Source organism: Frigoribacterium sp. CFBP 13712 (assembly GCF_014842255.1).
Classification (GTDB): Bacteria; Actinomycetota; Actinomycetes; order Actinomycetales; family Microbacteriaceae; genus Frigoribacterium.
Window position 1 is genome coordinate 196375 of record NZ_JACYVH010000002.1, and the last position, 24959, is coordinate 221333.

The 24959-nt window shown below is 72.3% G+C and carries 23 protein-coding genes; 11 read left to right on the top strand and 12 right to left on the bottom strand.

Annotated features, from left to right (window positions below; genetic code table 11):
* The first annotated feature begins 32 nt into the window (after positions 1-32).
* On the top strand, positions 33-752 hold the full coding sequence (locus IFT51_RS04570) for an MBL fold metallo-hydrolase (protein WP_192059660.1): 720 nt from the start codon (positions 33-35) through the stop codon (positions 750-752).
* Here the strand turns inward: IFT51_RS04570 and IFT51_RS04575 are convergent.
* From IFT51_RS04575 to IFT51_RS04595, 5 genes are read right to left on the bottom strand one after another with little or no spacing between them, the layout of a single operon-like run.
* Complete coding sequence (locus IFT51_RS04575) at positions 749-3061, bottom strand: FdhF/YdeP family oxidoreductase (RefSeq protein WP_192059663.1); 2313 nt, start codon at positions 3059-3061, stop codon at positions 749-751. The genes IFT51_RS04570 and IFT51_RS04575 overlap by 4 nt on opposite strands.
* Positions 3058-4047 (bottom strand): formate dehydrogenase accessory sulfurtransferase FdhD, encoded by a 990-nt coding sequence (gene fdhD / locus IFT51_RS04580; protein WP_192059664.1) that lies wholly within the window; start codon positions 4045-4047, stop codon positions 3058-3060. Before fdhD ends, IFT51_RS04575 begins: the two co-directional genes overlap by 4 nt.
* A 29-nt stretch (positions 4048-4076) precedes the next feature.
* Positions 4077-5252, bottom strand: coding sequence for a molybdopterin molybdotransferase MoeA (locus IFT51_RS15035; RefSeq protein ID WP_192059666.1), 1176 nt, complete (start codon positions 5250-5252; stop codon positions 4077-4079).
* Positions 5249-5536, bottom strand: a complete 288-nt coding sequence (locus tag IFT51_RS04590; protein WP_197981789.1) for a DUF6457 domain-containing protein — start codon at positions 5534-5536, stop codon at positions 5249-5251. Before IFT51_RS04590 ends, IFT51_RS15035 begins: the two co-directional genes overlap by 4 nt.
* Positions 5537-5544: 8 nt before the next feature.
* Entirely contained in the window at positions 5545-6168 is a 624-nt protein-coding gene (locus tag IFT51_RS04595) for a molybdenum cofactor guanylyltransferase (RefSeq protein ID WP_192059668.1), read from the bottom strand.
* 193 nt (positions 6169-6361) lie between these two features.
* Between IFT51_RS04595 and IFT51_RS04600 the strand changes: the two genes are divergently transcribed.
* Positions 6362-7072 carry a hypothetical protein gene (locus IFT51_RS04600; protein WP_192059670.1) on the top strand — a complete coding sequence of 237 codons (711 nt, stop codon included), beginning with the start codon at positions 6362-6364 and terminating at the stop codon, positions 7070-7072.
* A gap of 67 nt (positions 7073-7139) precedes the next feature.
* On the opposite strand, the gene IFT51_RS04605 is transcribed toward IFT51_RS04600, so the two are convergent.
* Complete coding sequence (locus IFT51_RS04605) at positions 7140-8126, bottom strand: bifunctional methionine sulfoxide reductase B/A protein (protein WP_320478629.1); 987 nt, start codon at positions 8124-8126, stop codon at positions 7140-7142.
* Between the two features lie 108 nt (positions 8127-8234).
* Between IFT51_RS04605 and IFT51_RS04610 the strand changes: the two genes are divergently transcribed.
* Positions 8235-9860 (top strand): ABC-F family ATP-binding cassette domain-containing protein, encoded by a 1626-nt coding sequence (locus IFT51_RS04610; protein WP_192059674.1) that lies wholly within the window; start codon positions 8235-8237, stop codon positions 9858-9860.
* Between the two features lie 28 nt (positions 9861-9888).
* Here IFT51_RS04610 and IFT51_RS04615 read toward each other — a convergent pair whose 3' ends face one another.
* Together IFT51_RS04615 and IFT51_RS04620 are read right to left on the bottom strand one after the other, a co-directional pair.
* A complete protein-coding gene (locus tag IFT51_RS04615; RefSeq protein ID WP_192059676.1) occupies positions 9889-10119 on the bottom strand; it encodes a hypothetical protein in 231 nt (76 codons plus the stop codon).
* 211 nt (positions 10120-10330) lie between these two features.
* A complete protein-coding gene (locus IFT51_RS04620) occupies positions 10331-10624 on the bottom strand; it encodes a hypothetical protein (RefSeq protein ID WP_192059678.1) in 294 nt (97 codons plus the stop codon).
* Between the two features lie 78 nt (positions 10625-10702).
* Here IFT51_RS04620 and IFT51_RS04625 point away from each other — a divergent pair, with 78 nt between their 5' ends.
* Complete coding sequence (locus IFT51_RS04625; protein WP_192059680.1) at positions 10703-11398, top strand: SDR family oxidoreductase; 696 nt, start codon at positions 10703-10705, stop codon at positions 11396-11398.
* Positions 11399-11522: 124 nt separating this feature from the next.
* Here IFT51_RS04625 and IFT51_RS04630 read toward each other — a convergent pair whose 3' ends face one another.
* Both IFT51_RS04630 and IFT51_RS04635 read right to left on the bottom strand, forming a co-directional pair.
* On the bottom strand, positions 11523-12014 hold the full coding sequence (locus IFT51_RS04630) for a MarR family winged helix-turn-helix transcriptional regulator (RefSeq protein ID WP_192059682.1): 492 nt from the start codon (positions 12012-12014) through the stop codon (positions 11523-11525).
* A gap of 197 nt (positions 12015-12211) precedes the next feature.
* Positions 12212-13879 carry a glycosyl hydrolase 53 family protein gene (locus tag IFT51_RS04635; protein WP_192059684.1) on the bottom strand — a complete coding sequence of 556 codons (1668 nt, stop codon included), beginning with the start codon at positions 13877-13879 and terminating at the stop codon, positions 12212-12214.
* A gap of 279 nt (positions 13880-14158) precedes the next feature.
* Here IFT51_RS04635 and IFT51_RS04640 point away from each other — a divergent pair, with 279 nt between their 5' ends.
* Genes IFT51_RS04640 through IFT51_RS04670 form a run of 7 tightly spaced genes read left to right on the top strand, consistent with a single transcriptional unit; the run spans position 14159 to position 23065 of the window.
* Positions 14159-15808 (top strand): ABC transporter substrate-binding protein, encoded by a 1650-nt coding sequence (locus tag IFT51_RS04640; RefSeq protein WP_192059686.1) that lies wholly within the window; start codon positions 14159-14161, stop codon positions 15806-15808.
* Positions 15809-15812: 4 nt separating this feature from the next.
* The gene (locus IFT51_RS04645) at positions 15813-16766 is read left to right on the top strand and encodes an ABC transporter permease (protein WP_192059688.1); all 954 of its coding nucleotides are present in this window, start codon (positions 15813-15815) and stop codon (positions 16764-16766) included.
* Positions 16766-17641 (top strand): ABC transporter permease, encoded by an 876-nt coding sequence (locus IFT51_RS04650; RefSeq protein WP_192059690.1) that lies wholly within the window; start codon positions 16766-16768, stop codon positions 17639-17641. Before IFT51_RS04645 ends, IFT51_RS04650 begins: the two co-directional genes overlap by 1 nt.
* Positions 17642-17646: 5 nt before the next feature.
* Positions 17647-19563: a gamma-glutamyltransferase family protein gene (locus tag IFT51_RS04655; RefSeq protein WP_371740680.1), complete on the top strand. Its 1917-nt coding sequence runs from the start codon at positions 17647-17649 to the stop codon at positions 19561-19563.
* Positions 19547-21214, top strand: a complete 1668-nt coding sequence (locus tag IFT51_RS04660) for an ABC transporter ATP-binding protein (RefSeq protein ID WP_192059693.1) — start codon at positions 19547-19549, stop codon at positions 21212-21214. Before IFT51_RS04655 ends, IFT51_RS04660 begins: the two co-directional genes overlap by 17 nt.
* Complete coding sequence (locus IFT51_RS04665; protein ID WP_371740681.1) at positions 21195-22142, top strand: GntR family transcriptional regulator; 948 nt, start codon at positions 21195-21197, stop codon at positions 22140-22142. The genes IFT51_RS04660 and IFT51_RS04665 overlap by 20 nt, the downstream gene beginning before the upstream one ends.
* Complete coding sequence (locus IFT51_RS04670; protein ID WP_192059695.1) at positions 22139-23065, top strand: acetamidase/formamidase family protein; 927 nt, start codon at positions 22139-22141, stop codon at positions 23063-23065. Before IFT51_RS04665 ends, IFT51_RS04670 begins: the two co-directional genes overlap by 4 nt.
* Positions 23066-23086: 21 nt before the next feature.
* Here the strand turns inward: IFT51_RS04670 and IFT51_RS04675 are convergent, their stop codons facing one another.
* A complete protein-coding gene (locus IFT51_RS04675; protein ID WP_192059697.1) occupies positions 23087-23965 on the bottom strand; it encodes an ABC transporter permease in 879 nt (292 codons plus the stop codon).
* The gene (locus tag IFT51_RS04680) at positions 23952-24950 is read right to left on the bottom strand and encodes an ATP-binding cassette domain-containing protein (RefSeq protein ID WP_320478638.1); all 999 of its coding nucleotides are present in this window, start codon (positions 24948-24950) and stop codon (positions 23952-23954) included. Before IFT51_RS04680 ends, IFT51_RS04675 begins: the two co-directional genes overlap by 14 nt.
* Between the last annotated feature and the right edge of the window lie 9 nt (positions 24951-24959).

The following is a 24959-nucleotide window of genomic DNA, read 5'->3' on the forward strand; positions in this document are numbered from 1 at the left end:
AGTAGCCATGAAGGCTAATTACAGTAGCCATCATGGAACTCACCCCCTCCCTCCACCGCATCGGCAACGACGTGGTCGCCGCCTACTTCGTCGTCACCCCCGCCGGTGTCACCGTCATCGACGCCGGGCTGCCCGGTCTCCACGCCGAACTCGTCGCCGAGCTGGCTCTGATCGGCCGCTCGCTCGCGGACGTGAAGGGGCTGATCCTCACGCACGGCGACGGCGATCACATCGGCTTCGCCGAGCGCCTGCGTCGCGAGCACGGCGTGCCCGTCTTCATCCACGCCGGCGACGCCGCCCGAGCGAAGGGCGGCGCCAAGCCCAAGAACGCCAAGCAGCAGATGCGACTCGGCGCCCTGCTCGGGTTCGTCGCCTACACGCTGCGCAAGGGCGGCGCGAAGACGACCTGGCTCACCGAGGTCGTCGAGCTGCAGGGCGGCGAGACCCTCGATCTGCCGGGGTCGCCGCAGATCATCCCGATGCCCGGGCACTCCGAGGGCAGCATCGCCGTGTTCGTGCCCGGCGTCGACGCCGTGTTCGTGGGCGACGCCCTGACGACGCGGCACGTGCTGACCGGTGCGGTCGGGCCTGCACCGGCGCCGTTCACGGACGAGCCGGAGCAGGCCCTCGACTCGCTCTCGGCGCTCGTCGAGACCCGCGCGACCTGGGTGCTGCCCGGTCACGGCGCCCCCTGGAGCGGCGGGGTCGCAGCCGCCGTCGAGGCCGTTCGCGCCGCCGCCCGCCGCTGCTAGACCGTCGCGGGCACCGCCGCCGGCACCACGCGCACCAGCACGGCCTTCGACACCGGCGTGTTGCTGCCGATCGACGCGCTGTCGAGCGGGACGAGCACGTTCGCCTCGGGGAAGTACGCGGCCGCGCAGCCCCGCGCCGTCGGATACGCCACGACCCGGTAGTCGCGCAGCACCCGCTCGACGTCGTCCGTCCACTCGGTGAACACGTCGACCCGCTGGCCGTCGACGAGGCCCAGCTCGGCGAGGTCGTCGGGGTTGATGAAGACGACCTCGCGCCCCTTCTTGATGCCGCGGTAGCGGTCGTTCAGGCTGTAGATCGTGGTGTTGTACTGGTCGTGCGACCGCAGGGTCTGCAGCAGGAGGCGCCCCGCCGGCCGCTCGACGTGCTCGAGCTCGTTGACCGTGATCATCGCCTTGCCCGCCGCTGTGTCGAACGTCCGCGAGTCGCGGGGCCCGTTGGGCAGCACGAAGCCGTCGCGGCTGCGCACCCGCTCGCTGTACCGCTCGAAGCCCGGTACGACCCGGCTGATGTGGTCGCGCAGCGTGTCGTAGTCGTCTTCGAACGCCTGCCAGTCGATCTCGAGATCGGCGCGATCACGGAGGGTCGCCCGGGCGAGTCTGCTGACGATCGCGACCTCCGACAGCAGGTCGGGTGCGACCGGCGGGACCTGGCCGTGGCTGCCGTGCACCGAGCAGACGGTGTCTTCGACGGAGACGAACTGCGGACCCGACTTCTGCACGTCGATCTCCGTGCGACCGAGGGTCGGCAGGATGAGCGCCTCGGCGCCCACGACGGCGTGCGACCGGTTCAGCTTGGTCGACACCTGGACGGTCATCTCCGTGCCGCGCATGGCGGCCTCGGCCAGCTGGGTGTCCGAGATCGCGGCCACGAGGTTGCCGCCCATGCCCATCCAGAACTTGATCCGCCCCTCCTGCATGGCCTTGATGCCCTTGAGCGCGTCGACGCCGTGCTCCCGCGGCGGGTCGAAGCGGAACTCCCGCTGCAGCGCGTCGAGGAACTGGTCGGACATCTGCTCCCAGATGCCCATCGTGCGGTCGCCCTGCACGTTGCTGTGCCCGCGGATCGGCGAGGCCCCGGCGCCGGGTCGGCCGATGTTGCCGCGCAGCAGCAGCAGGTTGATGATCTCCTTGATGGTGTCGACGGCCTTGCGGTGCTGCGTGATGCCCATCGCCCAGGTGATGATCACGCGTTCGGCCGAGATGTAGCGCTCGGCGAGCTCGTCGATCTCGGCGCTCGTGATGCCCGTGGCGAGCAGCACCTCGTCGTCGTCGACCTTGGCGATGTGCTCGCGGAAGGCGTCGAGCCCCACGGTGTGCTCGCCCAGGAACGCGTGGTCGAGCACGGTGCCGGGCGCGGCGTCCTCCGCGGCGAGGACGCGCTTCGCGACCGCCTGCAGCAGGGCCATGTCGCCGCCCAGTCTGATCTGCACGAACTGGTCGGCGATGTTCGTGCCGCGACCCACGATGCCGCGCGGCAGCTGCGGGTTCTTGTACCTGCGGAGACCGGCCTCGGGCAGCGGGTTCACGGCCACGATCGCCGCGCCGTTGCCTTTCGCGTCTTCGAGCGCCGTGAGCATGCGGGGGTGGTTGGTGCCGGGGTTCTGCCCCAGCACGATGATGAGGTCGGCCTGCTCGAAGTCGTCGTAGGCGATCGTCGACTTGCCGACGCCGACGGTCTCGCCCATGGCCGCACCCGTCGACTCGTGGCACATGTTCGAGCAGTCGGGCAGGTTGTTGGTGCCGAAGGCCCGCACGAACAGCTGGTACTCGAACGCCGCCTCGTTCGAGGTGCGACCCGAGGTGTAGAACGACGCCTCGTCGGGGCTGTCGAGCGAGTTCAGCCTGTCGCCGATGATCTCGAACGCGCGCTCCCAGCTGACCGGCTCGTAGTGGTCGCTGCCGACGGGCTTGTGCACCGGCGTCGTCAGGCGGCCCTGCATGCCGAGCCAGTACTCGGACTTCTCGAGCAGGTCGTCGATCGAGTGCTCGGCCCAGAACGAGTCGGGCACGAGCACCGGGTTGGCCTCCCAGGTGACCGCCTTGGCGCCGTTCTCGCAGAACTCCGCGACCTTGCGGTGGTTCGGGTCGGGCCAGGCGCAGCTCATGCAGTCGAAGCCGTCCTTCTGGTTCAGCGAGGTCATCAGCTTCACGGTGCGGGCGAGACCGAGCTGCTTGATGGCGGGCTCCATCGAGTGCAGCACGCCGGGCACGCCGGCCGCCCACTCGCGCGGGGGGCCGACCTCGATGTCGTCGTCGTTCACGTCGTCGACGGGGGGCTTCTCGGTCACGGTCTCGATCCGATCGTCAGGGGCACGGGGGAGGAGGCGCGGGTCGCGCCCGAAGGGGAGGTCGAGGAGGCGCGGGTCGCGTCGCCGGGGGAGGTCGAGGAGGCGCTGGTCGCGTCGCCGGAGGAGGCGCGCGCCGTCTCGTCGGGAGCCCCCAGCCGGTCGGGTCGCGAGTACACGACCATCGAGCGGCCGCGGAGGAACCCCACGATGGTCACGCCGAGCTCGGTCGCCAGGTCGACGGCGAGCGACGACGGCGCGGACACGGCGGCGAGCATCGGGATGCCGGCCATCGACGCCTTCTGGGTGAGCTCGAAGGAGGCGCGACCCGAGGCCATCAGAACGGTGCCGCTCAGGGGGAGCCGCCCCTCCTTCACGGCCCAGCCGACGACCTTGTCGACGGCGTTGTGCCGACCGACGTCTTCACGCAGCACGAGCAGCTCGCCCGTCGCGCCGTCGAAGAGGGCGGCGGCATGCAGCCCGCCGGTCTTGTCGAAGACGTCTTGGCCCTCGCGAAGCCGATCGGGGAACGTCGCCAGCAGGGCCGGGTCGAGCACGAGCGGATCGTGCAGCACCGAGTGCTGCGACTTGGTGCGCACCGCGTCGATGGAGGCCTTGCCGCAGAGACCGCACGAGCTCGTCGTGTAGAAAGCTCGCTCGAGGCTCGGATCGGGGGCGGGCACCCCGGGGGCGAGTGCGACGTCGAGCACGTTGTAGGTGTTGAGCCCCTCGGCCGTCGCGCCGGCGCAGTACCTCGCGGCGGCGAACTCGTCACCGGTCGAGATGACGCCCTCGGAGACCATGAAGCCGGCCGCGAGATCGAAGTCGTGGCCAGGCGTCCGCATGGTGATGGCGAGCGAGCGCCCGCCCACGCGGATCTCGAGGGGCTCTTCGACGGCGAGGGTGTCGATCGTGCGCCGGACTCCGGTCGACCCGTCGTCGTCGACGGTCAGCCGGGTCACGGGTTTCCGTGACGTTATTCGTGCCATGGGTCAGGTCTACCCCCGTTCGCCGCAGATCACCATGGGAGCGCCAGCGCCGGCACGGTCTCGCCGGCCCGGGCGCCGCCCTCGGGCACGATCAGCAGACCGTCGGCGTCGGCCAGACCGCGCAGCATGGCCGACGACTGCCGCACGGTCGGCAGCGCGCCGTCGACCGTGTCGCGGTACGCCTGCACGAGCACGCCCGAGCGCGGGTGCGGCACGTCGACGGCGAGGGTCACCTGCCGAGGAGGCGCGGGTCGCCGCCCGAGCAGCCCCCCGATCAGAGGCGCCCCGACCACGACGAGCCCGACGAACGCGGCCATCGGATTGCCGGGCAGGCAGAGGTGGAGTGTGCTGCCGCGCCGAGCGACGAGCAGCGGCTGCCCGGGGCGCATCGCCATCCCGTCGACGACCAGCTCGGCGCCGAGACGGTCGAGCGCCGCCCGGACGTGGTCGGTGCTGCTGTGCGCCGTGCCGCCCGTCGTGACGACGAGAGCGGCGTCGGGGCGGTCGAGGGCTGCGATCGTGGCCTCGAGATCGTCGGCGACCCGCTCGCTCGACACCTCGCCCGCCCCGAGGGACTGCAGGAGGCGCGGCACCGGCACCGAGAAGACGTCGCGCACGCTGCCCGGTCGCGGCACACCCGACGGCACGATCTCGTCGCCGAGCACGGCGACGGCCACCAGGGGTCTCGCGACGACGGCGACGTCGTCGAGCCCGGAGACGGCCGCCACCGCCACGCGCGGGGGGGTGAGACGGGTGCCGCCGACGAAGAGCAGGTCGCCGGGTCGGGCCTCTTCGCCGGCGCGGCGGATGTGCTGCGGAGGAGCCGCCGGTTCGCCGACGGCCGTGAGCAGGCCGTCGACGATCAGCCCGGACTCCGAGCGCAGCACGCGGTCGGTGCCGACGGGGATGACGGCGCCCGTCGTGATCGGCCGGGCGGTGCCGGTGTCGAGACCAGGCTCGACGGGATCGACCGGCCCCGCGACGATCGGCGGACCGAGCCGCCAGGGCCCACCGCCGCGGACCGCCCAGCCGTCCATCGCGGAGGCGTCGAAGCCGGGCACGGACGCCAGCGCACGGATGTCTTCGGCGAGGGTGCGGTCGACCGCCTGATCGAGACCGACCCGCTCGGCGTCACCGCGGAGGGAGAGACCGGCCTCGTGCGCGGCGGTGCGAGCGGCCTGCCAGTCGGCGCGGACGAGCGTCACGCGGTCGGATCGCCCGGGTTCGGGTCGCCCGCGGTCGCCCCGGTCGCGAGCTCGGTGGCGATCGCCACGGCCCGCGCGACGTCGGCTTCGGTGCCGCCGGCCAGACCCGCGGCGTAGCCGACCAGGTACGTGGTGAGGGGTGCGGCCGGTCGGGCCACGTTGTGCGCGGCGTCTCGGGCCAGATCGAGCACGGTCGCGACGTCGATCACGGTGTCGGCGGGCAGACCCAGGGCGGTCGTCAGTCGAGCGGCCCAGTCGTCGAGTTCGGAGGGGGTGTCGGTCATGTGCACACTCAACCAGCAGCCGGTGACATCGGGGTCGACGCGGGTCGCACGCCCAGCCGCTCGGCGTCGGCGGGCGTGTCGACGTCGGCGCAGAGCGCGTCGTCGAGCGCGACCTCGTCGAGGTCGAGTCCGTCGAGCAGTCGTCGCATCGAGAGCCCGGCCAGCGGCCCGTCGGCGAGGAGCGCGTCGAGCCGATCGTGCAGCGCGGCCGTGCGGTAGAGCGCGAGCAGCGGCTGCCGACGTCCGTCGCCGTCGAGGGCGATCAGGCCGTCGCCGGTGTCGTCCGCCCCGCTCCGCCCCTCTCGGAGGGCGCGGACGGCGGCGGAGGCGCGGGGCAGATCGCAGGCCAGCACGAGGGTCGACGGCGACGGATCGTCGACGGCGGCGAGCCCGGCGGCGAGGGCGGCCACCGGGCCCGACCACGGTGGATCCTCGCGGGTCGATATCGCGTCGGCGGGGAGGGCGGCCCCGTCGCGGGCGCCGACGACCACCAGGGTCGCCGCACCCGACGCGGCCTCCACGGCCTCCGACAGCAGGGTCACGCCCCGGGTCGTGAACGCCGTCTTGTCGACCCCGCCCACGCGGGAGGCGCGCCCGCCGGCGAGCAGGACGGCGTCGAAGGCGGGGAGCATGCGACCATCCTGCGCGGTGGAGACCGGGCGCGGCCACGACGGGGCCGTGCCATCGGGCTCCGACGTCGAGCCTTCAGGACGACACGTGTCATCCTGACGGGCGAGGAGCGACGACCTGCTCCGCCAATAGTCTCGGGGCAGCGGCCGGGGGTCGTCCCGACACCGCCGGTCTGCGGCACCACGGAGGTAGAACATGAAGCGCATCCTGACGGGCCTGGCGGTCGCCACTGCAGGCGCGGCACTGCTGGCGGGCTGCACCTCGTCGCCCGTCGACCCCGACCCGTCGATGGACGCGACGACGTCGTCGTCGCCGTCGCCGGTCGCGACGGAGGTCGCGACGGCGCCGACCGCCACGCCCCCTGCGAGCCCGGCTCCGACCGATGCGGTCGAGCCGGCATCCGCTTCGATCCCGACCGACTGCACCGACGTGGTCGACGCCGAGACCTACGCCGCCACGATGGGCGACGCGCCCCTGAACGACCCGGTGCAGTACCAGGGCCCGATGGGTCAGGTGACCCCCACGACGCCGGCTGCCGATGCCGATCTCCGCGAGAAGGTCGACGCCGCCGGCGTGCTCCGCTGCGGATGGCGCGACCCTCGGGCCGACATCACCGGTCTGCGCGTCACCGTGTCGGTCGTCGACGCCGCGACCGCCGAGGCCTACCCGGCGTGGTTGGCGGAGTTCCGCGAGCCCAGCACGGTGTTCTGGCTCGACGGCGTCGCCTACGACTGCTCCGACGGCTACGGCGGGTCGTTCTGCCAGTACACGACGGAGGACGAGATGTACGGCGTCGAGATGAGCGACACCGTGCTGGTCCGTGACGGCGTCGTCGTCACGGTCGTCCAGGCGAACGTGCCGACCGACGATCTGATGGGCTCGATCGTCACGCGCATCTGGGGCTGAGAGCGGGCGGACAGGCAGGAGGCGCGGTGCCGGATCGACCGGCACCGCGCCTCCTGCAGGTCACGGGTCAGCCCGCGGCGACCGCCTGGTCGCGCTTCGGCAGCACCCAGCCCGGACGGATGAAGTGGCAGGTGTAGCCGAACGGGTCCTTCTCGAGGTAGTCCTGGTGCTCTTCCTCGGCCTCCCAGAAGTCGCCGGCCGGGGCGACCTCGGTGACGACCTTGCCGGGCCAGATGCCCGAGGCGTCGACGTCGGCGATGGTGTCGAGGGCCGTGGCGCGCTGCTCGTCGGTCGTGAAGAAGATCGCCGAACGGTAGCTGTCGCCCACGTCGTTGCCCTGACGGTCCTTCGTCGACGGGTCGTGGATCTGGAAGAAGAACTCGAGGATCTCGCGGTACGAGGTCAGACCCGGGTCGAAGACGATCTCGACGGCCTCGGCGTGACCGGCGTGGTTGCGGTACGTCGCGTTCTTCACGCTGCCGCCCGAGTAGCCGACGCGGGTCGACACGATGCCGGGCCGACGGCGGAGCAGCTGCTGGGCGCCCCAGAAGCAGCCGCCGGCGAGGATCGCCGTCTCGGTGGTGCCGCTGGGCGCGGGAGTGGATTCGGGGGAGAAGAGCGTCATGTAGGCACCGTATCCTTCGGTTTCGAGAGAGCTGTATGGGACGAAGCGGAGAGCCGCCGAGTTGATGCAGTAGCGGAGGCCGCCGGTCGCCGTGGGGCCGTCGGCGAAGACGTGACCGAGGTGGCTGTCGCCCGCTGCCGACCGTACCTCGGTGCGCCGCAGGAAGAACATCCCCTCGCGCTTCTCGACGACGTTCTCGGCGTCGATCGGGCGGGTGAAGCTCGGCCAGCCGCTCCGGCTGTCGAACTTGTCGACCGAGGCGAAGAGGGGTTCGCCCGAGACGAGATCGACGTAGATGCCCGCGTCGGTGGAGTCCCAGAACTCGTTGCGGAACGCGGGCTCGGTGCCGCCGTCCTGCGTGACGCGACGCTGCGTCGGGGTGAGCCGGGCGAGGGCGTCGGGGTCTTTCCGGTAGTCGTTCGACATCATGCCTCCTGTTCGGAGCCGTCCCTCCACAGGTGAGGTGGGCGTGACTCCAGAGGGGTCAACACCGGTCGGGGCGCGGGTGTTCCGACGGCGGCTGCGAGACTGGTGGGCATGAGCTTGATCCGTCTGAACGACGTCACCGTCCGCTTCGAGAACCGACCCGTGCTGCGCGAGGCGTTCTTCCGTCTCGAGACGGGCGACCGGGTGGGTCTGATCGGGCGCAACGGGTCGGGCAAGTCGACGCTGCTGAAGCTCGTGCTCGATCAGGTGCAGCCCGACGAGGGCACCGTCGTCGTCGACGACGGCACCAGGCTCGGCTACTTCTCGCAGTTCAGCGAGCTCGACGGCACCGCGACGGTCACCGAGGTGCTCGAGGGGCTCTTCGACGACATCCGCGCGATGGAGACCGAGCTGGCCGACATCGACTCGGCCATCGCCGTCGCCGCGATGGACCCTGCGCAGGGTGACGAGCTGACCCGGCTGGTCGATCGGCAGTCCGAGCTCTTCGCCGAGATGGACCGCCTCGACGGGTGGGAGTACCCCCGGCGCATCGACACCGCGCTCACGGTGCTCGGCTTCGACCCGGCGCACCGCACCACGCCGATCGACTCGTTGAGCGGCGGCTGGCGCAACCGGGCGGCCCTGGCCAAGATCCTGCTGCAGCAGCCCGACGTGCTGCTGCTCGACGAGCCCACGAACTTCCTCGACGTCGCGGGGGTCGAGTGGCTCGAGCAGTGGTTCCGCGACTTCCGCGGGGCCGCGATCGTCGTGTCGCACGATCGGCGGTTCCTCGACCAGGTGGTCACCCGCATCGTCGAGGTCGAGAACTTCCACCTGCACGAGTACCCCGGCGACTTCGGCGAGTACGTCGTGCAGAAGCAGTTCCGCTTGAAGAACCTCGAGCAGCAGTTCGCGCACGAGTCCGAGCTGCTCGCATTCGAGTCGGAGGGCATCAGCGACCGCCGCGAGGCCGCGAAGGCGGCGAAGAACGCCAAGTCCGGAGGCGCGGGCGGGCTCACGAAAGACCTGGCGAAGATCAAGAAGCAGCGCACCCCGCGCCCTGTCGACCAGATCATCACCGAGATCTACGGCGGTCTGCACGTCAAGGACGTCCTCTGCCGCATCGACGGTCTCGGGAAGTCCTACGGAGACAAGGTCCTGTTCGACGATCTCGATCTCGAGATCCGCCGCGGGCATCGGCTCGTCGTCGTGGGCGCGAACGGCAGCGGGAAGAGCACGCTGCTGCGCGTGCTGACCGGCGAGGAGAAGGCCGACCACGGGCGCATCGACTGGGCCGGCGGCGCGAAGGTCGTCTCGTACAACCAGGTGCTCGCCGACCTCGACGACGCCGACACGGTCACCCACTCGGTGAACGCGATGCCCGACAGCCTCGCCCTGCGAGCCACCAAGAAGTCGGTGGGTCGGTTCCTCGCGATGTTCCAGTTCTCGGACGCCGACCTGCAGCAGCGCATCGGCGCGCTGTCAGGCGGCCAGCGGGCCCGCGTGGCGATGGCGCAGTGCCTGCTGTCGGGGGCGTCCGTGCTGCTGCTCGACGAGCCGACCAACCACCTCGACATGGCGAGCACACAGGTGATGGAGCGCGCCCTCGTCCACTTCCCGGGGGCGGTGGTCGTCGTCAGTCACGACCGGTTCTTCAGCGAGAAGGTCGCGAACCGCCGACTCGTCTTCGGCGCCGAGGGTGCGAGCCGCGGAGAGCTCGCGCTCAGCGCCGTCTGAGGGCCACGCGACCCGCGGCGGGCTCGGCTCAGCTGTAGGTGTCCTCGATGAACCGGAAGTCGATGCGCTGCACACCGTCGTCGTCGACCCGGGAGTCCTCCCGGCTGTAGTTCGCCAGCACCTCGGTGTCGGTCTGCGGCAGCGAGAGGGTGTCCTGGATCGATCCGTCGACCACGTCGATCTCGTGCTCCTGACCGTCGAAGGGTCCGCCCTGCAGGACGGCGATGATTTGGTTCTCGTGATGCGCTGCGGGGGTCATCCCCCGATGCTACGTACCCGCCCGGCGTGCCGCTCGGGCCTCCGCTGCTGCTTCGGCGGGTTCCCGTCACTGGCGGCGGGTCAGCGCTGAGCCGCCCGGCGTGCCGCTCGAGCCTTCGCTACTGCTTCGGCGGGTTCCCGTCATCGACGGCGGGCCGGCGCTGACCCGCCGCGGAGGACGGGAACCCGCCGCAGCACCGGGAGAGACCGGCTCAGAGCACGATCAGGGCCAGCAGCTCGGCGATGGTGACGACAGGGATGAGCGCGAGCAGCACGGCGAGCGCGGTGACGCGCGGGCGCCGCGGCCTCACGGTGACGCGGACGACCAGCATGGCCACGTAGAGCGCGACGACGACGGCGGCCACCACGTCGGACGTCGCATGATCCTGGAAGAGCAGGACGGCGACGCTGATGCCGGCGAGCACGAGCCCGATCACGAGCCACTCGGTGCCGGTCGAGGTGCGGAGCGCGGGCTGGTCGCGCATCCGCGTCGGATCGTTCGTCACGGGACTCCTCTCGGCGGCGACGGCAGGGCGGGTGATGACCCGCGCCTCCATGGTGTCACCCCGGCGTAGGCTCCGGCCATGACCGATCTGAACGACGCCGTCGTGCTCGTCCTCGGCGCCTCCGGCGGGCTCGGCTCGCGGATCGCCGCCATGCTGGAGGACGAGGGAGCGCGCGTGGTTCGCGCCGCACGCCGCCCCGACTCGCTGTCGGGCCCGGACGCCTACCTCGCCGATCTCCGCACCGAGCAGGGCGCCGCGTCGCTGGTCGCCGCCGCGCTCCAGGCGCACGGTCGTCTCGACGGCGTCGTCGTCGCAGCCGGCGTCGTCGCCTTCGGGCCGGCCGACGAGGTGTCCGACGACACGCTCGCCGAGCTCGTGGAGACCAACATGCTCGGCCCGATTCGAGCGCTGCGCGACGCGTCGCAGGCGCTCGCCGAGTCGGCCGCCGCCGGGCGCGAGCCCTTCGTCGTCACGATCAGCGGCGTGGTCAGCGAGTCGCCGACGGCCGGCATGGCCGCGTACTCCGCCTCGAAGTCGGGGCTGGCGGCGTTCGTCTCCGCCGCCTCCCGCGAGTACCGCCGCCGGGGCGTCCGCGTGCTCGATGCGCGACCCGGTCACACCGACACAGGGCTCGCGACCCGCGCCGTCGAGGGCACCGCGCCCGCCTTCGGCGCGGCGCTCGACCCCGACGACGTCGCCGCGCGCATCGTCCGTGCCATCGTCGACGGCGAGAAGGACCTCCCCAGCTCGGCGTTCACGCCCGCCCGCGACTGACCTGGCCGCACGGCGCCACGCCGCACCGCGCCGTGAGCATCGCACCTCGGCGTGACGCGGTGCGATGCGATGCACGCAACGCGGTGCCGAAGCGCCGCGCACCCGGGAGACGCGCCTGAGCGCCTCAGGCGAACTCGGCCCCGAGCACGCGCAGCAGCTCGGCGAGCTCGGCCTGCTGATGCGCCGAGAGGGAGTCCAGCGGGGCCCGCTCGACCTGGACCAGCAGGCTCATCGCCGCGTCGACGCGCTCGACGCCGGCGGGTGTGATGCGGATCAGCGCGGCGCGGCCGTCGCGCGGGTCGGAGTGCCGCTCGACGAGCTCTCGCTCCATCAGGCGGTCGAGCCGGTTCGTCATCGTGCCGCTCGTGACCATCGTCGCCGCGACGAGGTCCTTCGGCGACAGCTGGAACGGATCGCCCGCTCGTCGCAGCGTGGACAGCACGTCGAACTCCCAGATCTCGAGGTCGGCGTGCCGGAACGCCTCGGCGCGCAGACGGTCGAGTCGCCGCGAGATGCGCCGCAGCCGCGAGAACACGTCGAGCGGGGCGAAGTCGATGTCGGGTCGCACCCGCGCCCACGCGTCGATGATCAGGTCGACTTCGTCGCTGGTGGTCACAACTGGTCCAATCGAGTCTCAGGGTCTCTCGATCATGCCCCACGCACGCCGGGGACGCTGTCAGCCACGGGGCGGGCGACCCGGGCTCTCGCGAAGCGGACGACGACCGCCCGAGAGGGTCGCCGCCGGGAGCGACCGAGGAGGCGCGGTGCACGCGATCGCGCACCGCGCCTCCTCGGGGCCGTCGGCGGCCGACGTCAGTCGGCGGCGTACTCGTCGAGGGCCGGCAGCGGGCGTCCGTCGAAGTCCCACATGGCCTGGTTCTCCCAGGCGTTGCCGGAGGTCGGGTCGTCCGGGTCCCAGCCGGCGCCGTCGACGGCCGTCCACGCGGGCTCCCACGCGACGACGCCGGTGCCGCGCCCGCCGGGGGCGGATGCCACGACGTCCTGCACGGCACGGAAGTTCGCGGCCTGACCGGCGGGGGTCGCGGGGTAGCCGGCGGTCAGCATCGAGGCCTGCGCGACGACGTTCTCCCAGGTGTGGTCGGGGTCGTCGGCGAGGGTCCACGGGTACGAGGTCTCGACGACGAGGGCGTCGCGGTCATACCGCTCGGTCAGCACCGTCACGGCCTGCTGCAGGTCGCTGAGGCTGCCGTGCCAGTACGAGTAGTACGACAGGCCGATCACGTCGAAGTCGACGCCGCGCGCGGTGGCCTGGTCGAACCACCAGGTCAGCCCGTCGATGCCGTTGTTGATGTTCGTGAGGTGCAGCACGACGTCGGTGTCGGGCGACACCTCGCGCACGGCGGCGGACCCTGCGGAGAGGAACATCGCGAGGTTGTCCCACTGGGCCCCGCTCACCCCGTCGCTCGGGTCGACGTCCCAGGTCTGGCCGAGCGGCCACACCATGCCGGGGTTGATCTCGTTGCCGACCTGCACGGCGTCGGCCGTGATGCCCTCGGCCGCCAGCGCGTCGAGCACGCTGCGCGTGTGGTCGTGGATCCGCGTCGCGACCTCGGGTGCGGACAGCCCGACCCAGGCCTTCGGCATCGTCTGCGCACCCGGATCCGTCCAGCGGTCCGAGTAGTGGAAGTCGACGAGCAGCTCCATGCCCGAGGCCTCGATGCGCTTCGCCATGGCGACCACGTCGTCCTGGTCGTTGTAGCCGTCGGTCGGGTCGACCCAGACCTTCAGCCGCGCCATGTTGGCCCCGGCCGCCGAGATCTGCTCGACGGCGTCGGTCGGTCGGCCCTGCGCGTCGAGGTAGACCGCGCCCTTGTCCTCGTTGCGGGGCAGACCCGACAGGTCGGCTCCGCGGATCTCCCGCGTGACCCGGCCCGGCGTGAACGTGACGTCGTCGATGCTCGCCCACGAGCCGGCGTCGCCCGCCGTCGTGAGGGTCAGCGTGCACTGGCTGTGGGTGACCTCGGCTGACACCGAGAGGTGCAGCCAGCCGTCGTCGGACTCGGTCGAGGGGACGACCGTCGTGCCCGCGGCGTCCTTGCTCGAGCCCTGGCCGCAGCCTGTCAGCGAGAGCGTGCTCGACCCGGCCGTGCCACCGCTCTTCACCCAGGCCGAGAACGTCCACCAGCCGGGGGCGACCTTCTTGACCTTCTGGGTCGTCGTCGCCTGACCGGCCGAGGGCAGGTGGTGGGTCAGGCGCGTGGGGGAGTCGTGGCCGCCGGTCTCGAGCGCGGCCGTGCCCTTCCCCTTCGAGACCCAGCCCGACAGGCCGGACTCGAAGCCGGGGTTCGCGACCGCGACCCGGGAGGCGCGGGTCGAGTCGTCCGCCGATGCCGCCGATGCCGGGACGGCCGGCGCGAGCCCTCCGCAGAGCGCCGCCGTCAGCACGAACGCCCCGGTGGCGACGCCGAGCCGCCTCCGCGAGATCGGGAGCGGATGGGTGGGTCGATGGGATCGAGACATCGGTCGTCCTCCTTGACGATGAGCGCACATGACTGTGTGCGCTCCCAGTTCTAGCACGACCTGTCTGGTTCGGGGAAGACCACGCGCCTTTAATGCAAGCGGATGCGACGGGTTGTGGGCCTGTTATCGATCCCAGTTTGGCGGGTCTCGAGGTGTCGACCCGCGCCTCCTCGGGTCCGCGACGTTTTACACGGTCGTAACAAGATGTATACGAAGGGGCGTCATCGGGGCTGATTGTATTCAATCCACTTCGCCCCGACCACGAGCATTGGATCACGCATGTCCCGCTCCCCGTACTCCCGCCGCCGGGTGCTCGCGCTGCCCGCGGCCGCCCTCGGTCTGGCCCTCGCCGTGACCGGCTGCCAGGCCGTCCAGACCACCGACACCTCCGACGAGACCCGCGACGACGTCTCGACCGCGGCCATCGGCGACCAGACGATCGTCGAGGGCGGCGACCTCGTGATGGCCCTCTCGGCCGAGCCCGACCGGCTCGACCCGACGACCTCGTCGTCCCTCTACACCCGGTACGTCATGGAGACGATGTGCCAGAAGCTCTACGACATCGACGCCGAGGGACAGATCGTGCCGATGCTCGCCACCGAGCTGCCCACGGTCTCCGACGACGGACTGACGGTGAGCTTCCCCGTCCGCACCGACGCCGTCTTCGCCGACGGCACGCCCCTCGACGCCGACGCCGTCGTGACGACGCTGCAGCGCGCCCTCGACAAGGAGGACTCGTCGCGCCGCAGCGAGCTCGGGCCGATCACGGGCATCACGGCCGCTGGCGACGACGAGGTCGAGATCGAGTACTCGGAGCCCTTCGCGCCCCTGACGGCCGCGCTGGCCGACCGCGCCGGCATGATCATGTCGCCCACGGCCCTCGAGGCGCAGGGCGACGACTTCGGCGACGCCCCGGTCTGCGTCGGTCCGTTCAAGTTCGCCGACCGGGTGCCGCAGACCTCGATCACGGTCGAGCGCGACCCGCTCTACTACGACGCCGAGAACGTCCACTTCGACTCCATCACCTACCGCATCATCACCGACGCGAGCATCCGCGCGGCGAACCTGCAGTCGGGCGATGTGCAGGTCGCCGACTCGATGTCGACCCAGGACGTCGAGTCGCTCAAGGCGGACGACGCGCTCACCGTGCTCGAGGTCGGCTCGCTGGGCTACCAGGGGCTGACGGTCAACATCGGCAACCAGGACGGCGTCGGCACCGACCCCGCGCGGATCGACACCCCGCTCGCCTCCGACGCGACGGTGCGGCAGGCCCTGTCGATGTCGATCGACCGCGAGTCGCTCGTCTCGTCGATCTTCGGCGGTCTCTACGACCCCGCCTGCTCGCCGATCTCGCCCGACAGCCCGTTCGCCACCGACGCCAGCGACGCCTGCCCCGAGTACGACCCGGAGGCCGCGCGTCAGATGCTGGAGGACGCCGGCGTCGAGACGCCGTACGCGATCGACATGCAGGTGAGCAACAACGCCGACACCGTGCGGTTCGCCCAGGCGCTGCAGGCCCAGGTGGCCGAGGGTGGCTTCGAGCTGACGATCACGCCGGTCGAGTACTCGACCCTGCTCGACGTGCAGACCCGAGGCGACTTCGAGGCGCTGCAACTCGGCTGGTCGGGCCGCGTCGACCCGCACGGCAACACGTACAACTTCCTGTCGACGGGTGGCGGCAACAACTACAGCGGCTACAGCTCGGAGGAGGTCGACGACCTGCTGACCCGTGCCGCCGCGACCAACGACGTCGACGAGCGCGCCGACCTCTACGGTCAGGCCGTCGCCCAGGTGCAGGAGGACGACCCGATCATCTACCTCTACCGGGTCCGCAGCCTGACCGCGCTGTCGAACGAGATCGCCGGCGTCTCCACCTTCGCCGACGGCGTGGTCCGCCTCAGCAACGCCGCCTTCGTCGAGGCGGACTGACCCGATGGCCCGCTACCTCCTCACCCGCCTGTGGCAGTCCGTGCTGACCCTGGTGCTCGCCTCGATCGTCGTGTTCGTCGGCGTCCGGCAGCTGCCGGGCGACCCGGCCCTCGCCCTGGCGGGTGAGGAGGCGTCGCCCGAGCGCGTCGCGGCCATCCGCACCGACCTCGGACTCGACGACTCGCTCGTGGTCCAGTACCTCCGATTCGTCGGCAACTTCCTCACCGGTGACTTCGGCGAGTCGACCCGCACCGGCACGCCGGTGACCGAGCTGATCGCCGCGACCCTGCCGGTCACGCTCTGGCTCGCGCTCTACGCGATCGTCGTCGCCGTGATCGTCGGGGTGGCGCTCGGCGTGATCGCCGAGCGGTACCGCGGCCGCTGGCCCGAGTGGATGGCCAACGCGGCCGCCCTGGTCGGTCTCAGCGTGCCGAACTTCTGGCTCGGCATCCTCGCCATCCTCTGGCTCGCGGTCGGGCTGGGGCTGTTCCCCGCCTCCGGCTACGTGCCCGTGTCGGTCGATCCGTTCCAGGCCCTCGTCCATCTGACCCTGCCGGCCCTCATCCTCGGCACGTCGCTCGCCGCGGTGATCATGCGGCAGACCCGGGCCTCGATGATCGAGACGATGAAGACCGACTACGTCCGCACCGCCCGCGCCAAGGGCCTCGGCCGGGGGCGCGTGCTGATGCGCTACGGCCTCCGCAACTCGATGATCGTGGTCGTCACCATCGTCGGGCTGCAGCTCGGCGGTCTCATCTCGGGGGCTGTCGTCACCGAGCGCATCTTCGCGCTGCCGGGCTTCGGCAAGCTCACCCTCGACTCGGTCTTCACCCGCGACTACCCCGTCGTCCAGGCCGTCGTGCTCGTCATCACCCTCGGCTACATCGTGATCAACCTCGTCGTCGACGTGCTGTACAGCGTCCTGAACCCGCGCATCCGAGTCGGAGGAGCCTCCTGATGACCGTCATCCCGATCCAGGCCGAGCTGGGCTCCGCCCGAGGCCGCGTCTGGGGCCAGCTGAGACGCAACCGTCTCGGCGTCGCCGGCGGCGTCATGCTGCTCGTGGTGCTCCTCCTCGGCGTCCTCGCGCCGCTGATCGCCCCGCACGGCCCCACCGAGGTCAACTTCGCCGCGCCGTTCCAGCAGCCCGGCACGGTCGGCTACCTGCTCGGCACCGACGACCTCGGCCGCGACATCCTCTCGCGCATGCTCTACGGCATCCGGGTCTCGCTCGTCGTCGGCGTCCTCAGCGTGCTGCTCGCCGTGGTCGTCGGCACGCCCCTCGGGCTGCTCGCCGGCTACTGGCGCTGGCTCGACGGCGTCATCGGGCGCCTGACCGATGTCATGCTCGCGTTCCCGTTCCTGATCATCGCGGTGGCGCTCGCCGCGATCAGCGGACCGAGTCTCGGCAACGCGGTCGTCGCCCTCGGCATCGCGCAGATCCCGACGATGATCCGCGTGGTGCGCGGCGAGACGATGCGCATCGCGTCGACCGACTTCGTGCTCGGCGCCCGCACCATGGACGCCACCGGCCTCCGGGTGATCTTCACCCACGTGCTGCCGAACTGCGTCTCGGCGATCATCGTGCAGGCCACGGTCATCATGCCGGTCGCGGTCATCGGCGAGGCGCTGCTGTCGTTCCTCGGACTCGGCATCCAGCCGCCGACGGCCAGTCTGGGCATCATGCTCAGCGACGCGCAGCAGTACCTCGGGCGGGCGCCCACCGCCGCCGTGGTGCCCGGTCTCGCGATCGCCGCGATCTGCCTCGGCTTCAACCTCTTCGGCGACGCGCTGCGCGATGCGCTCGACCCGACCTCCAGCGAACGGAACTGACCCCAGTGACCTACACCGCGCCTCCGGCGTTCACCACCCGCCCCGATCTGGTCGGCACCTTCGGCATGACGGCCAGCACCCACTGGCTCGCGACCGCCTCGGCCCAGGCCGTGCTCGAACGCGGCGGCAACGCGTTCGACGCCGCCGTCGCCGGCGCCTTCGTGCTGCACGTCGTCGAACCCCACCTCAACGGACCGGGCGGCGACCTGACGGCCGTCTTCGCCACCGCCGACGCCCCGGGCGCCCCGACCGTGCTGATGGGTCAGGGGCCCGCGCCGGCCGCGGCCACCGTCGAGCACTACCGCGCCGAGGGCCTCGACCTCGTGCCGGGAGCGGGGGCGCTCGCCGCGGCCGTGCCCGGTGCGGTCGACGCGTGGCTGCTGCTGCTGCGCGACCACGGCACCTGGGAGCTCGGCGACGTGCTCGCCTACGCCATCGGCTACGCCCGCGACGGTCACCCGATCACCGCCCGCGTCACCGAGACGATCGGCGCGGTCGGCGAGCTCTTCACCGAGCACTGGCCCACCTCGGCCGACCGCTGGCTCGTCGACGGGCGCCCGCCCGAGCCCGGCGACCTCGTCACGAACCCGGCCTACGCCGCAGTCCTCGAGGGGCTGATCACCGCCGGCGGGCCCGCCGACGCGGCGGTCGACACGAGCCGAGGAGGCGCGGCGCCGGTCGCCGACGACGCCCGCCGCGATCGCGCGGACCGCATCGAGGCGGCCCGGACGGAGTGGGCCGAGGGGCTCGTCGCCCGCTCGATCGACGAGTTCGTCCGCCGCCCGCACCGTCACTCGTCGGGCACCGATCACGCCGGGGTGATCCGCGCCTCGGACCTCTCGGCGTTCCGCGCCGGGTTCGAGCCGGCGGCGACCGTGGAGTTCCGCGGGCACACCGTCGCCAAGACCGGCGCCTGGGGCCAGGGCCCGGCGCTGCTGCAGGTGCTCGCACTGCTCGACCCGCTGCCCGACGAGCTGCTCGACCCGTCGACCGCCGACGGCGCGCACACGATCGTCGAGGCGCAGAAGCTCGCCATGGCCGATCGCGAGGCCTACTACGGCGACCACGACGTGCCCCTCGACGCCCTGCTCTCGTCGGAGTACGCGGAGGCGCGGCGTGCGCTCATCGGCGCGCGGGCGTCGCTCGAGCTGCGACCGGGCGACCTCGTCGCGGGCGCTCGGCCGCTCGCACCGCTCCGGACCGACGACGAGGCGGCCGGGGCCGTCGCCGGCGTCGGCGAGCCCACCGTCGGGTCGTTCGCCGAGACGCCCGCGGACGACGACCCCGTCGCCGCGGCCTCCGCCGAGCCCGTCGTCGACGCCACGGGGGCGACCCGCGGCGACACCTGCCACATCGACGTCGTCGACCGGTGGGGCAACATCGTCTCGGCGACGCCGTCGGGCGGCTGGCTGCAGTCGTCTCCGACGATCCCCGCCCTCGGCTTCTGCCTCGGCAGCCGTCTGCAGATGGCCTGGCTCGACGAGGGCACCGCGTCGACGCTCGAGCCCGGTCGCCGACCGCGCACCACCCTCACCCCGACCCTCGTGCTGCGCGACGGTCGGCCGGTCGTCGCGCTCGGCTCACCCGGCGGCGACCAGCAGGACCAGTGGCAGCTGCTCTACCTGCTGCGCACGATCGTCGGCGGGTACACGCCCCAGCAGGCCATCGACGCCCCCGCTCTGCACACCACGTCGTTCCCCGGCTCGTTCTGGCCGCGCACCTGGACCCCGGGCGGCGTGGTCGTCGAGGACCGCCTCGGCGACGACGTGATCGCCGACCTCGAGTCGCGCGGACACCGCGTCACCCGGGCCGGCGACTGGTCGCTCGGCCGCCTGTCGAGCGTCACCCGAGACCCCGCGACGGGCGTGCTGTCCGCCGCCGCCAACCCCCGAGGAGCACAGGCCTATGCCGCAGGACGCTGACCGCACCGTCTCGACGACGACCACCGACGCGTCCGCCGGCGCGCCCCTCCTGAGGGTCCGCGATCTGCAGGTGTCGTTCGGCGACCGGCCCGTCGTGCACGGCGTCGACCTCGACGTGGCCCGCGGTGAGCGCGTCGCCATCGTCGGGCAGTCGGGCTCGGGCAAGTCGACCGTCGTCGCGGCCGTGCTGCGCCTGCTGCCGGGTGCAGGGCGGATCACGGGCGGCACGATCCGCCTGGGCGACGACGAGCTGACGACGGCCGGGGAGGCGCGGATGCGGTCGGTGCGCGGCGCCCGGATCGGTCTCGTGCCGCAGGATCCCTCGACCAACCTGAACCCCTCGATGACCGTCGGGGCCCAGATCGCCGACGGGCTGCGGGCGGGCGGGGCCCGGGGGCGGGCGGCCGTGGCCGATCGCGTCGTCGAGCTGATGACCGAGGCCGGCATCCCCGACGCGGCCCGCCGGTCGGGTCAGTACCCGCACGAGTTCTCGGGTGGGATGCGGCAGCGCGTGCTGATCGCCGTCGCGCTCGCCCGTCGCCCCGAGCTGCTGATCGCCGACGAGCCGACCTCGGCCCTCGACGTCACGGTGCAGCGCACCATCCTCGACCACCTGCAGACGCTCGTCGACGCCCACGGCACGTCGCTGCTGTTCATCACGCACGACCTCGGGGTCGCGGCCGATCGCACCGACCGCATCGTCGTCATGCTCGAGGGCCGCGTCGTCGAGACCGGGACGCCGCGGCAGATCCTGCTCGACCCGCAGCACGAGTACACGAAGCGTCTGGTCGCGGCCGCCCCGACGGTCGCCGCGGCCGCCGCGCTCAGGGCGGACGAGCCCATCGGAGACGACGCGCCGACCGCAGCTGACGACATCCTCACCGTCACGGACCTGGTCAAGGAGTACCGCCTGCGCGGTCGCCGCGGCGAGACCGTGCGGGCCGTCGACGGCATCTCGTTCGCGGTGCCGCGAGGCACGACCACCGCCGTGGTCGGCGAGTCGGGGTCGGGCAAGACGACGCTGGCCCGCATGGTGCTCGGCATCGAGCCCGCGACCAGCGGGACGGCCCTCGTCGACGGCGAGAGCATCACCGCCAGTCGCGGGGCGGCCCGTCGCGCCCTGCGACGCCGGGTGCAGCCCGTCTTCCAGGACCCGTACGGCTCGCTCGACCCCACCTACCCGGTCGAGCGGCTGATCGACGAGCCGCTCCGTATCTTCGGGGTCGGCGACCGGTCGACCCGCAGGAGGCGCGTGGCCGAGCTGCTCGACCAGGTCGCCCTGCCGAGGTCGGTCGCCCAGAGCCGACCCAACGAGCTGTCCGGCGGTCAGCGTCAGCGGGTCGCGATCGCCCGGGCCCTCGCGCTCGAGCCCGAGCTGCTGATCTGCGACGAGGCCGTCTCGGCTCTCGACGTGCTCGTGCAGGAGCAGATCCTCGATCTGCTCGCCGATCTGCAGACCCGGCTGGGGCTCAGCTACCTGTTCATCACGCACGACCTCGCCGTCGTGCGGCAGATCGCCCATAGTGTGGTGGTGATGCGCCGGGGCGGCATCGTCGAGCGCGGCAGCGTCGACGACGTGTTCCTCTCGCCCCGCGACGAGTACACCCACGAACTGCTAGGAGCGATACCCGGTGCCAGCCTGGCCGTCTGACCGACCCGATCGTCCTGACGAGACGAGCCGCGCCTCCTCGGCTCCGGGCCACGATGCGACGGTCGAGCCCTCGTCGCCGCCGGTGAGTCTGCTCGACGCCGTGCGACGCGAGATCGTGACCGGGGCGCTGCAGCCGGGCACCCGCATCACCGAGGCCTCGCTGGCCGATCGTCACGGGGTCTCGCGGGTACCGGTGCGCGAGGCCCTCCGGGGTCTCGAGGCCGAGGGCTTCGTCGAGTCGACGCCCAACGTCGGGTCGCGGGTCGCGGAGATCCCCGTCGACGAGGCCGACGACCTCTTCGCCGTGCGCGAGGCGCTCGAGATCGCCACCGCCCGCCGGGCCGCCACGCGGGCGCGGGCGCTGTTCACCGTCGATGCGCCGCCGGAGGACTGGTGGCGCACCCGCCGGTCGCTCGAGCGCATCCTGGCCGACGGCGACCAGGCGGTCGCCGACGACGATCTCGACCGGCTGGTCGGGCTCAACGAGCGGTTCCACTTCGGCGTGGCCGAGCTGAGCGGCAGCAGCACGCTCGCCACCCTGCTGCGTCAGCTGTCGCGCAAGATCGAGTGGCTCTACGCCCTCGACACGTTCTCGCGGGGCAAGAGGCTCTGGCCCGACCACCGCGTCATCCTGTCGGCCATCGACGCCGGCGACCCCGACCGGGCGGCCGAGCGGATGGGGTGGCACGTGCGCGAATCGCGCATCGGGTACCTCAGTCGCACCGTGCCGGCGTCGGTCGTGGACGAGCTGCGGGCCACGCCGCCGGTCGTCGCGTCGGCCGCGGCCTCGAACACGCCCGTCGTCGACACGCCGGCCGCCGCGGGCGCAGGCGAGGGCGTGGCGGGCGTGGGCGTCGCGGGCGCAGGCGTCGCGGGCGTGGACGCCGTGGGCGCGGGCGGCGTGCCGACCGACGGGGGCGCGTCGTGACCCGGCATCGGCTCGACCCGACGTCCGAGACCACGAACGACGTCTACTCGCGCGACCACCGTCCCGTCCTCGCCGTCGACGCCGGAGACACGGTGGTGGTCGGGTCGCTCGACGCGTCGGGGCACCTCGAACGGCAGACCGTTCCGGGCGAGGCGCGACCGCGGCTCTTCGCCGAGGCGCGGGGGCACGCTCTCACGGGTCCGATCGCCGTCCGCGGCGCGCGGCCCGGCCAGACGCTCGCCGTGCACATCGACGCCGTGCTGCCCGGCGACTGGGGCTGGACGGTCGCCGGCGGTCGCGAGACGCCCGTCACCGCCCGGCTCGGTCTCGCCGACGCGGCTCCGTCGTGGCTGCTCTGGGAGATCGACGCCGACGCGGGCGTCGCGGTCGAGAGCCGGGGCTGGCAGGTGCCTCTAGCGCCGTTCCTCGGGGTGACCGGCGTCGCACCGGCGGAGCCGGGGGAGCACTCGACGACCCCGCCTCGGGCCGCGGCCGGCGGCAACATCGACTGCCGTGAGCTCGTCGCGGGTTCGACGCTCTACCTGCCCGTGCAGGTCGCCGACGCCCTCGTCTACCTCGGCGACGGGCACGCCGCCCAGGGCGACGGCGAGGTCGGGGGCACGGCGATCGAGTGCCCGATGACGACGGAGGTGCGGCTCGACCTCGTCGACGACCGCCCCGTCCCGTCGATCCACGCCGAGACCCCCGCGGGGCGCATCACGTTCGGCTTCGACGCCGATCTCGACGTCGCCACCGGTGATGCCCTCGATGCCATGGTCACGTGGCTGGCGACCCTGCTCGACGTCGACCGGGCGACCGCCCTGGCCCTCTCGAGCGCCGTCGTCGACCTGCGGGTGACCCAGGTCGCGAATCAGACGTGGGGAGTTCACGCGCTGCTGCCGACCGGAGCCCTCGGCGTCTGACCTCAGCGCCCCCGGGTCGGTTCAGCTCAGGATGTCCTTCGTGGTGAACCTGCCGAAGGCCAGGGCGCCGAAGACGAGGATGTAGCCGCCCTGCAGCAGGGCGTTGTCGGCGAAGTTCGCCCACGACACCGGGTCGCGCAGGAGGTCCGCGAAGCCCAGCCAGTAGTGCGTGAACAGCCACGGGTCGAGGAAGTCCAGCTGCGGCAGCGCGTCGACGATCTGCGCCACCGTCGAGAGCACGATGGTGGCGGCCATGGCACCCACCGGCACGCTGGTGAGCGTCGAGATGAAGAGCCCGACGGCGCTCAGCCCGAGCAGCGAGAGGGTGACGTACAGCGCCATCATCAGCATCCGCAGCGCGTAGTCGCCGTAGCCGATCGTCTGGCCCGAGAGCAGGGTCACCGGTCCGACCGGGAACAGCGCGGCGCCCGCGATGGCCCCGAACACCACGAGCACGAGGGTGCCGGCCAGGCAGAAGAGCGCGGCTCCGGCGAACTTGACGAGCAGGAGGCGCACCCGGCCCACCGGCGAGACCAGCAGGTACCGCAGGGTGCCGAGACCCGCCTCGCCCGCGATCGTGTCGCCCGCGACGACGCCGACGGTCAGGGGGAGGAACAGCGGGATCGCCACGGTCAGGGCGGTCAACGACACGAAGAGGCCGTTGCGCGTGATGTCGCCGAGGAACGCCGGGCCTCCGGAGGAGCCGCCGGACGCGTCGTCGGTCGTCACCCGCACGGCGATCGCCAGGAGGACGGGGATGAGCGCCAGGGCGCCGAGCAGGGCGATCGTCCGCACCCGTCCGAAGAGCACGACGACCTCGCTGCGGAGCAGGGACAGCCCCGTCCCGCGGCGGCGGAGGCCGTCCGCCGGCGGGGCGGGCACGGGTTCAGCCGGCGACATCGAAGCCCTCCCCGGTCAGATCGACGAAGCGCTCCTCCAGGCTGGCGCCCGTGACCTCGAAGCCGCGCACCCGCACGTCGGCGGCGACGAGCGCTGCCACGACGGCCTCCGGCGACGGCCCGTCGCCGACGAGGTCGGCCTCGATCAGCTCGGCGGCCGTCGACTCGGGCCGATCGGTCGGCCGCACCCGCGCCTCCGGGGCGAGTCCGAGTCGACGGAGCACGACGCGCGCATCGTCGGGATCGGGGGTGAGCAGCCTCACCCGGTGCGTGCCGAGCGCGCGGAGATCGTCGAGGGTGCCCTGGGTGAGCAGCCGACCCGCGCTCATGACCCCGATGTGGGTGCACATCTGCTCGACCTCGGCCAGCAGGTGGCTCGACACGAAGACGGTCGTCCCCTCGTCGGCCAGCGAGCGGATCAGGGTGCGGACCTCGCGGGTGCCCTGCGGGTCGAGCCCGTTGCTCGGCTCGTCGAGCACCAGCAGATCACGGGGCATGAGCAGGGCGTTGGCGATGCCGAGGCGCTGCTTCATGCCGAGCGAGTACGCGTGCGCCTTCTTCGACGCGGCGTGCCCGAGGCCCACCCGATCGAGCGCTGCGTCGACCCGGGCGGTGCGGGTCGCCGCGGGCGCCGTGCGGTCGGCCGAGTCGAGCCGGTGCAGGTTCGCCCGCCCCGAGAGGAACGGATAGAAGGCCGGTCCCTCGACCAGGGCGCCCACCCGGGGCAGCACGTCGCGGGCACGGTCGGGCATCGCACCGCCGAGCACCCTGATGTCGCCGCTCGTCGCCGACGTCAGCCCGAGGAGCATCCGGATCGTGCTGGTCTTGCCCGAGCCGTTCGGCCCCAGGAAACCGTAGACGCTGCCCGCCGGCACGGCGAGATCGACGTCGGCGACGGCCTGCTGCCGACCGAACGACTTCGTCAGCGACGACGTCTCGATGGCCAGCGGCGCCGCCGATGCGGCCGGTGGGGGTGCGGGGGTCACGCGAGCGGC

What these genes read in the sequence shown, in the direction of transcription:
- IFT51_RS04650 (WP_192059690.1), top strand. Translation starts at nt 16,766, where the DNA reads ATGACCGTCATCCCGATCCAGGCCGAGCTGGGCTCCGCCCGAGGCCGC.
- IFT51_RS04625 (WP_192059680.1), top strand. Translation starts at nt 10,703, where the DNA reads ATGACCGATCTGAACGACGCCGTCGTGCTCGTCCTCGGCGCCTCCGGC.
- IFT51_RS04605 (WP_320478629.1), bottom strand. Translation starts at nt 8,126, where the DNA reads ATGATGTCGAACGACTACCGGAAAGACCCCGACGCCCTCGCCCGGCTC.
- IFT51_RS04640 (WP_192059686.1), top strand. Translation starts at nt 14,159, where the DNA reads ATGTCCCGCTCCCCGTACTCCCGCCGCCGGGTGCTCGCGCTGCCCGCG.
- IFT51_RS04615 (WP_192059676.1), bottom strand. Translation starts at nt 10,119, where the DNA reads ATGACCCCCGCAGCGCATCACGAGAACCAAATCATCGCCGTCCTGCAG.
- IFT51_RS04570 (WP_192059660.1), top strand. Translation starts at nt 33, where the DNA reads ATGGAACTCACCCCCTCCCTCCACCGCATCGGCAACGACGTGGTCGCC.
- fdhD (WP_192059664.1), bottom strand. Translation starts at nt 4,047, where the DNA reads ATGGCACGAATAACGTCACGGAAACCCGTGACCCGGCTGACCGTCGAC.
- IFT51_RS04645 (WP_192059688.1), top strand. Translation starts at nt 15,813, where the DNA reads ATGGCCCGCTACCTCCTCACCCGCCTGTGGCAGTCCGTGCTGACCCTG.
- IFT51_RS04675 (WP_192059697.1), bottom strand. Translation starts at nt 23,965, where the DNA reads ATGTCGCCGGCTGAACCCGTGCCCGCCCCGCCGGCGGACGGCCTCCGC.
- IFT51_RS04600 (WP_192059670.1), top strand. Translation starts at nt 6,362, where the DNA reads ATGAAGCGCATCCTGACGGGCCTGGCGGTCGCCACTGCAGGCGCGGCA.
- IFT51_RS04595 (WP_192059668.1), bottom strand. Translation starts at nt 6,168, where the DNA reads ATGCTCCCCGCCTTCGACGCCGTCCTGCTCGCCGGCGGGCGCGCCTCC.
- IFT51_RS04610 (WP_192059674.1), top strand. Translation starts at nt 8,235, where the DNA reads ATGAGCTTGATCCGTCTGAACGACGTCACCGTCCGCTTCGAGAACCGA.
- IFT51_RS04660 (WP_192059693.1), top strand. Translation starts at nt 19,547, where the DNA reads ATGCCGCAGGACGCTGACCGCACCGTCTCGACGACGACCACCGACGCG.
- IFT51_RS04590 (WP_197981789.1), bottom strand. Translation starts at nt 5,536, where the DNA reads ATGACCGACACCCCCTCCGAACTCGACGACTGGGCCGCTCGACTGACG.
- IFT51_RS04635 (WP_192059684.1), bottom strand. Translation starts at nt 13,879, where the DNA reads ATGTCTCGATCCCATCGACCCACCCATCCGCTCCCGATCTCGCGGAGG.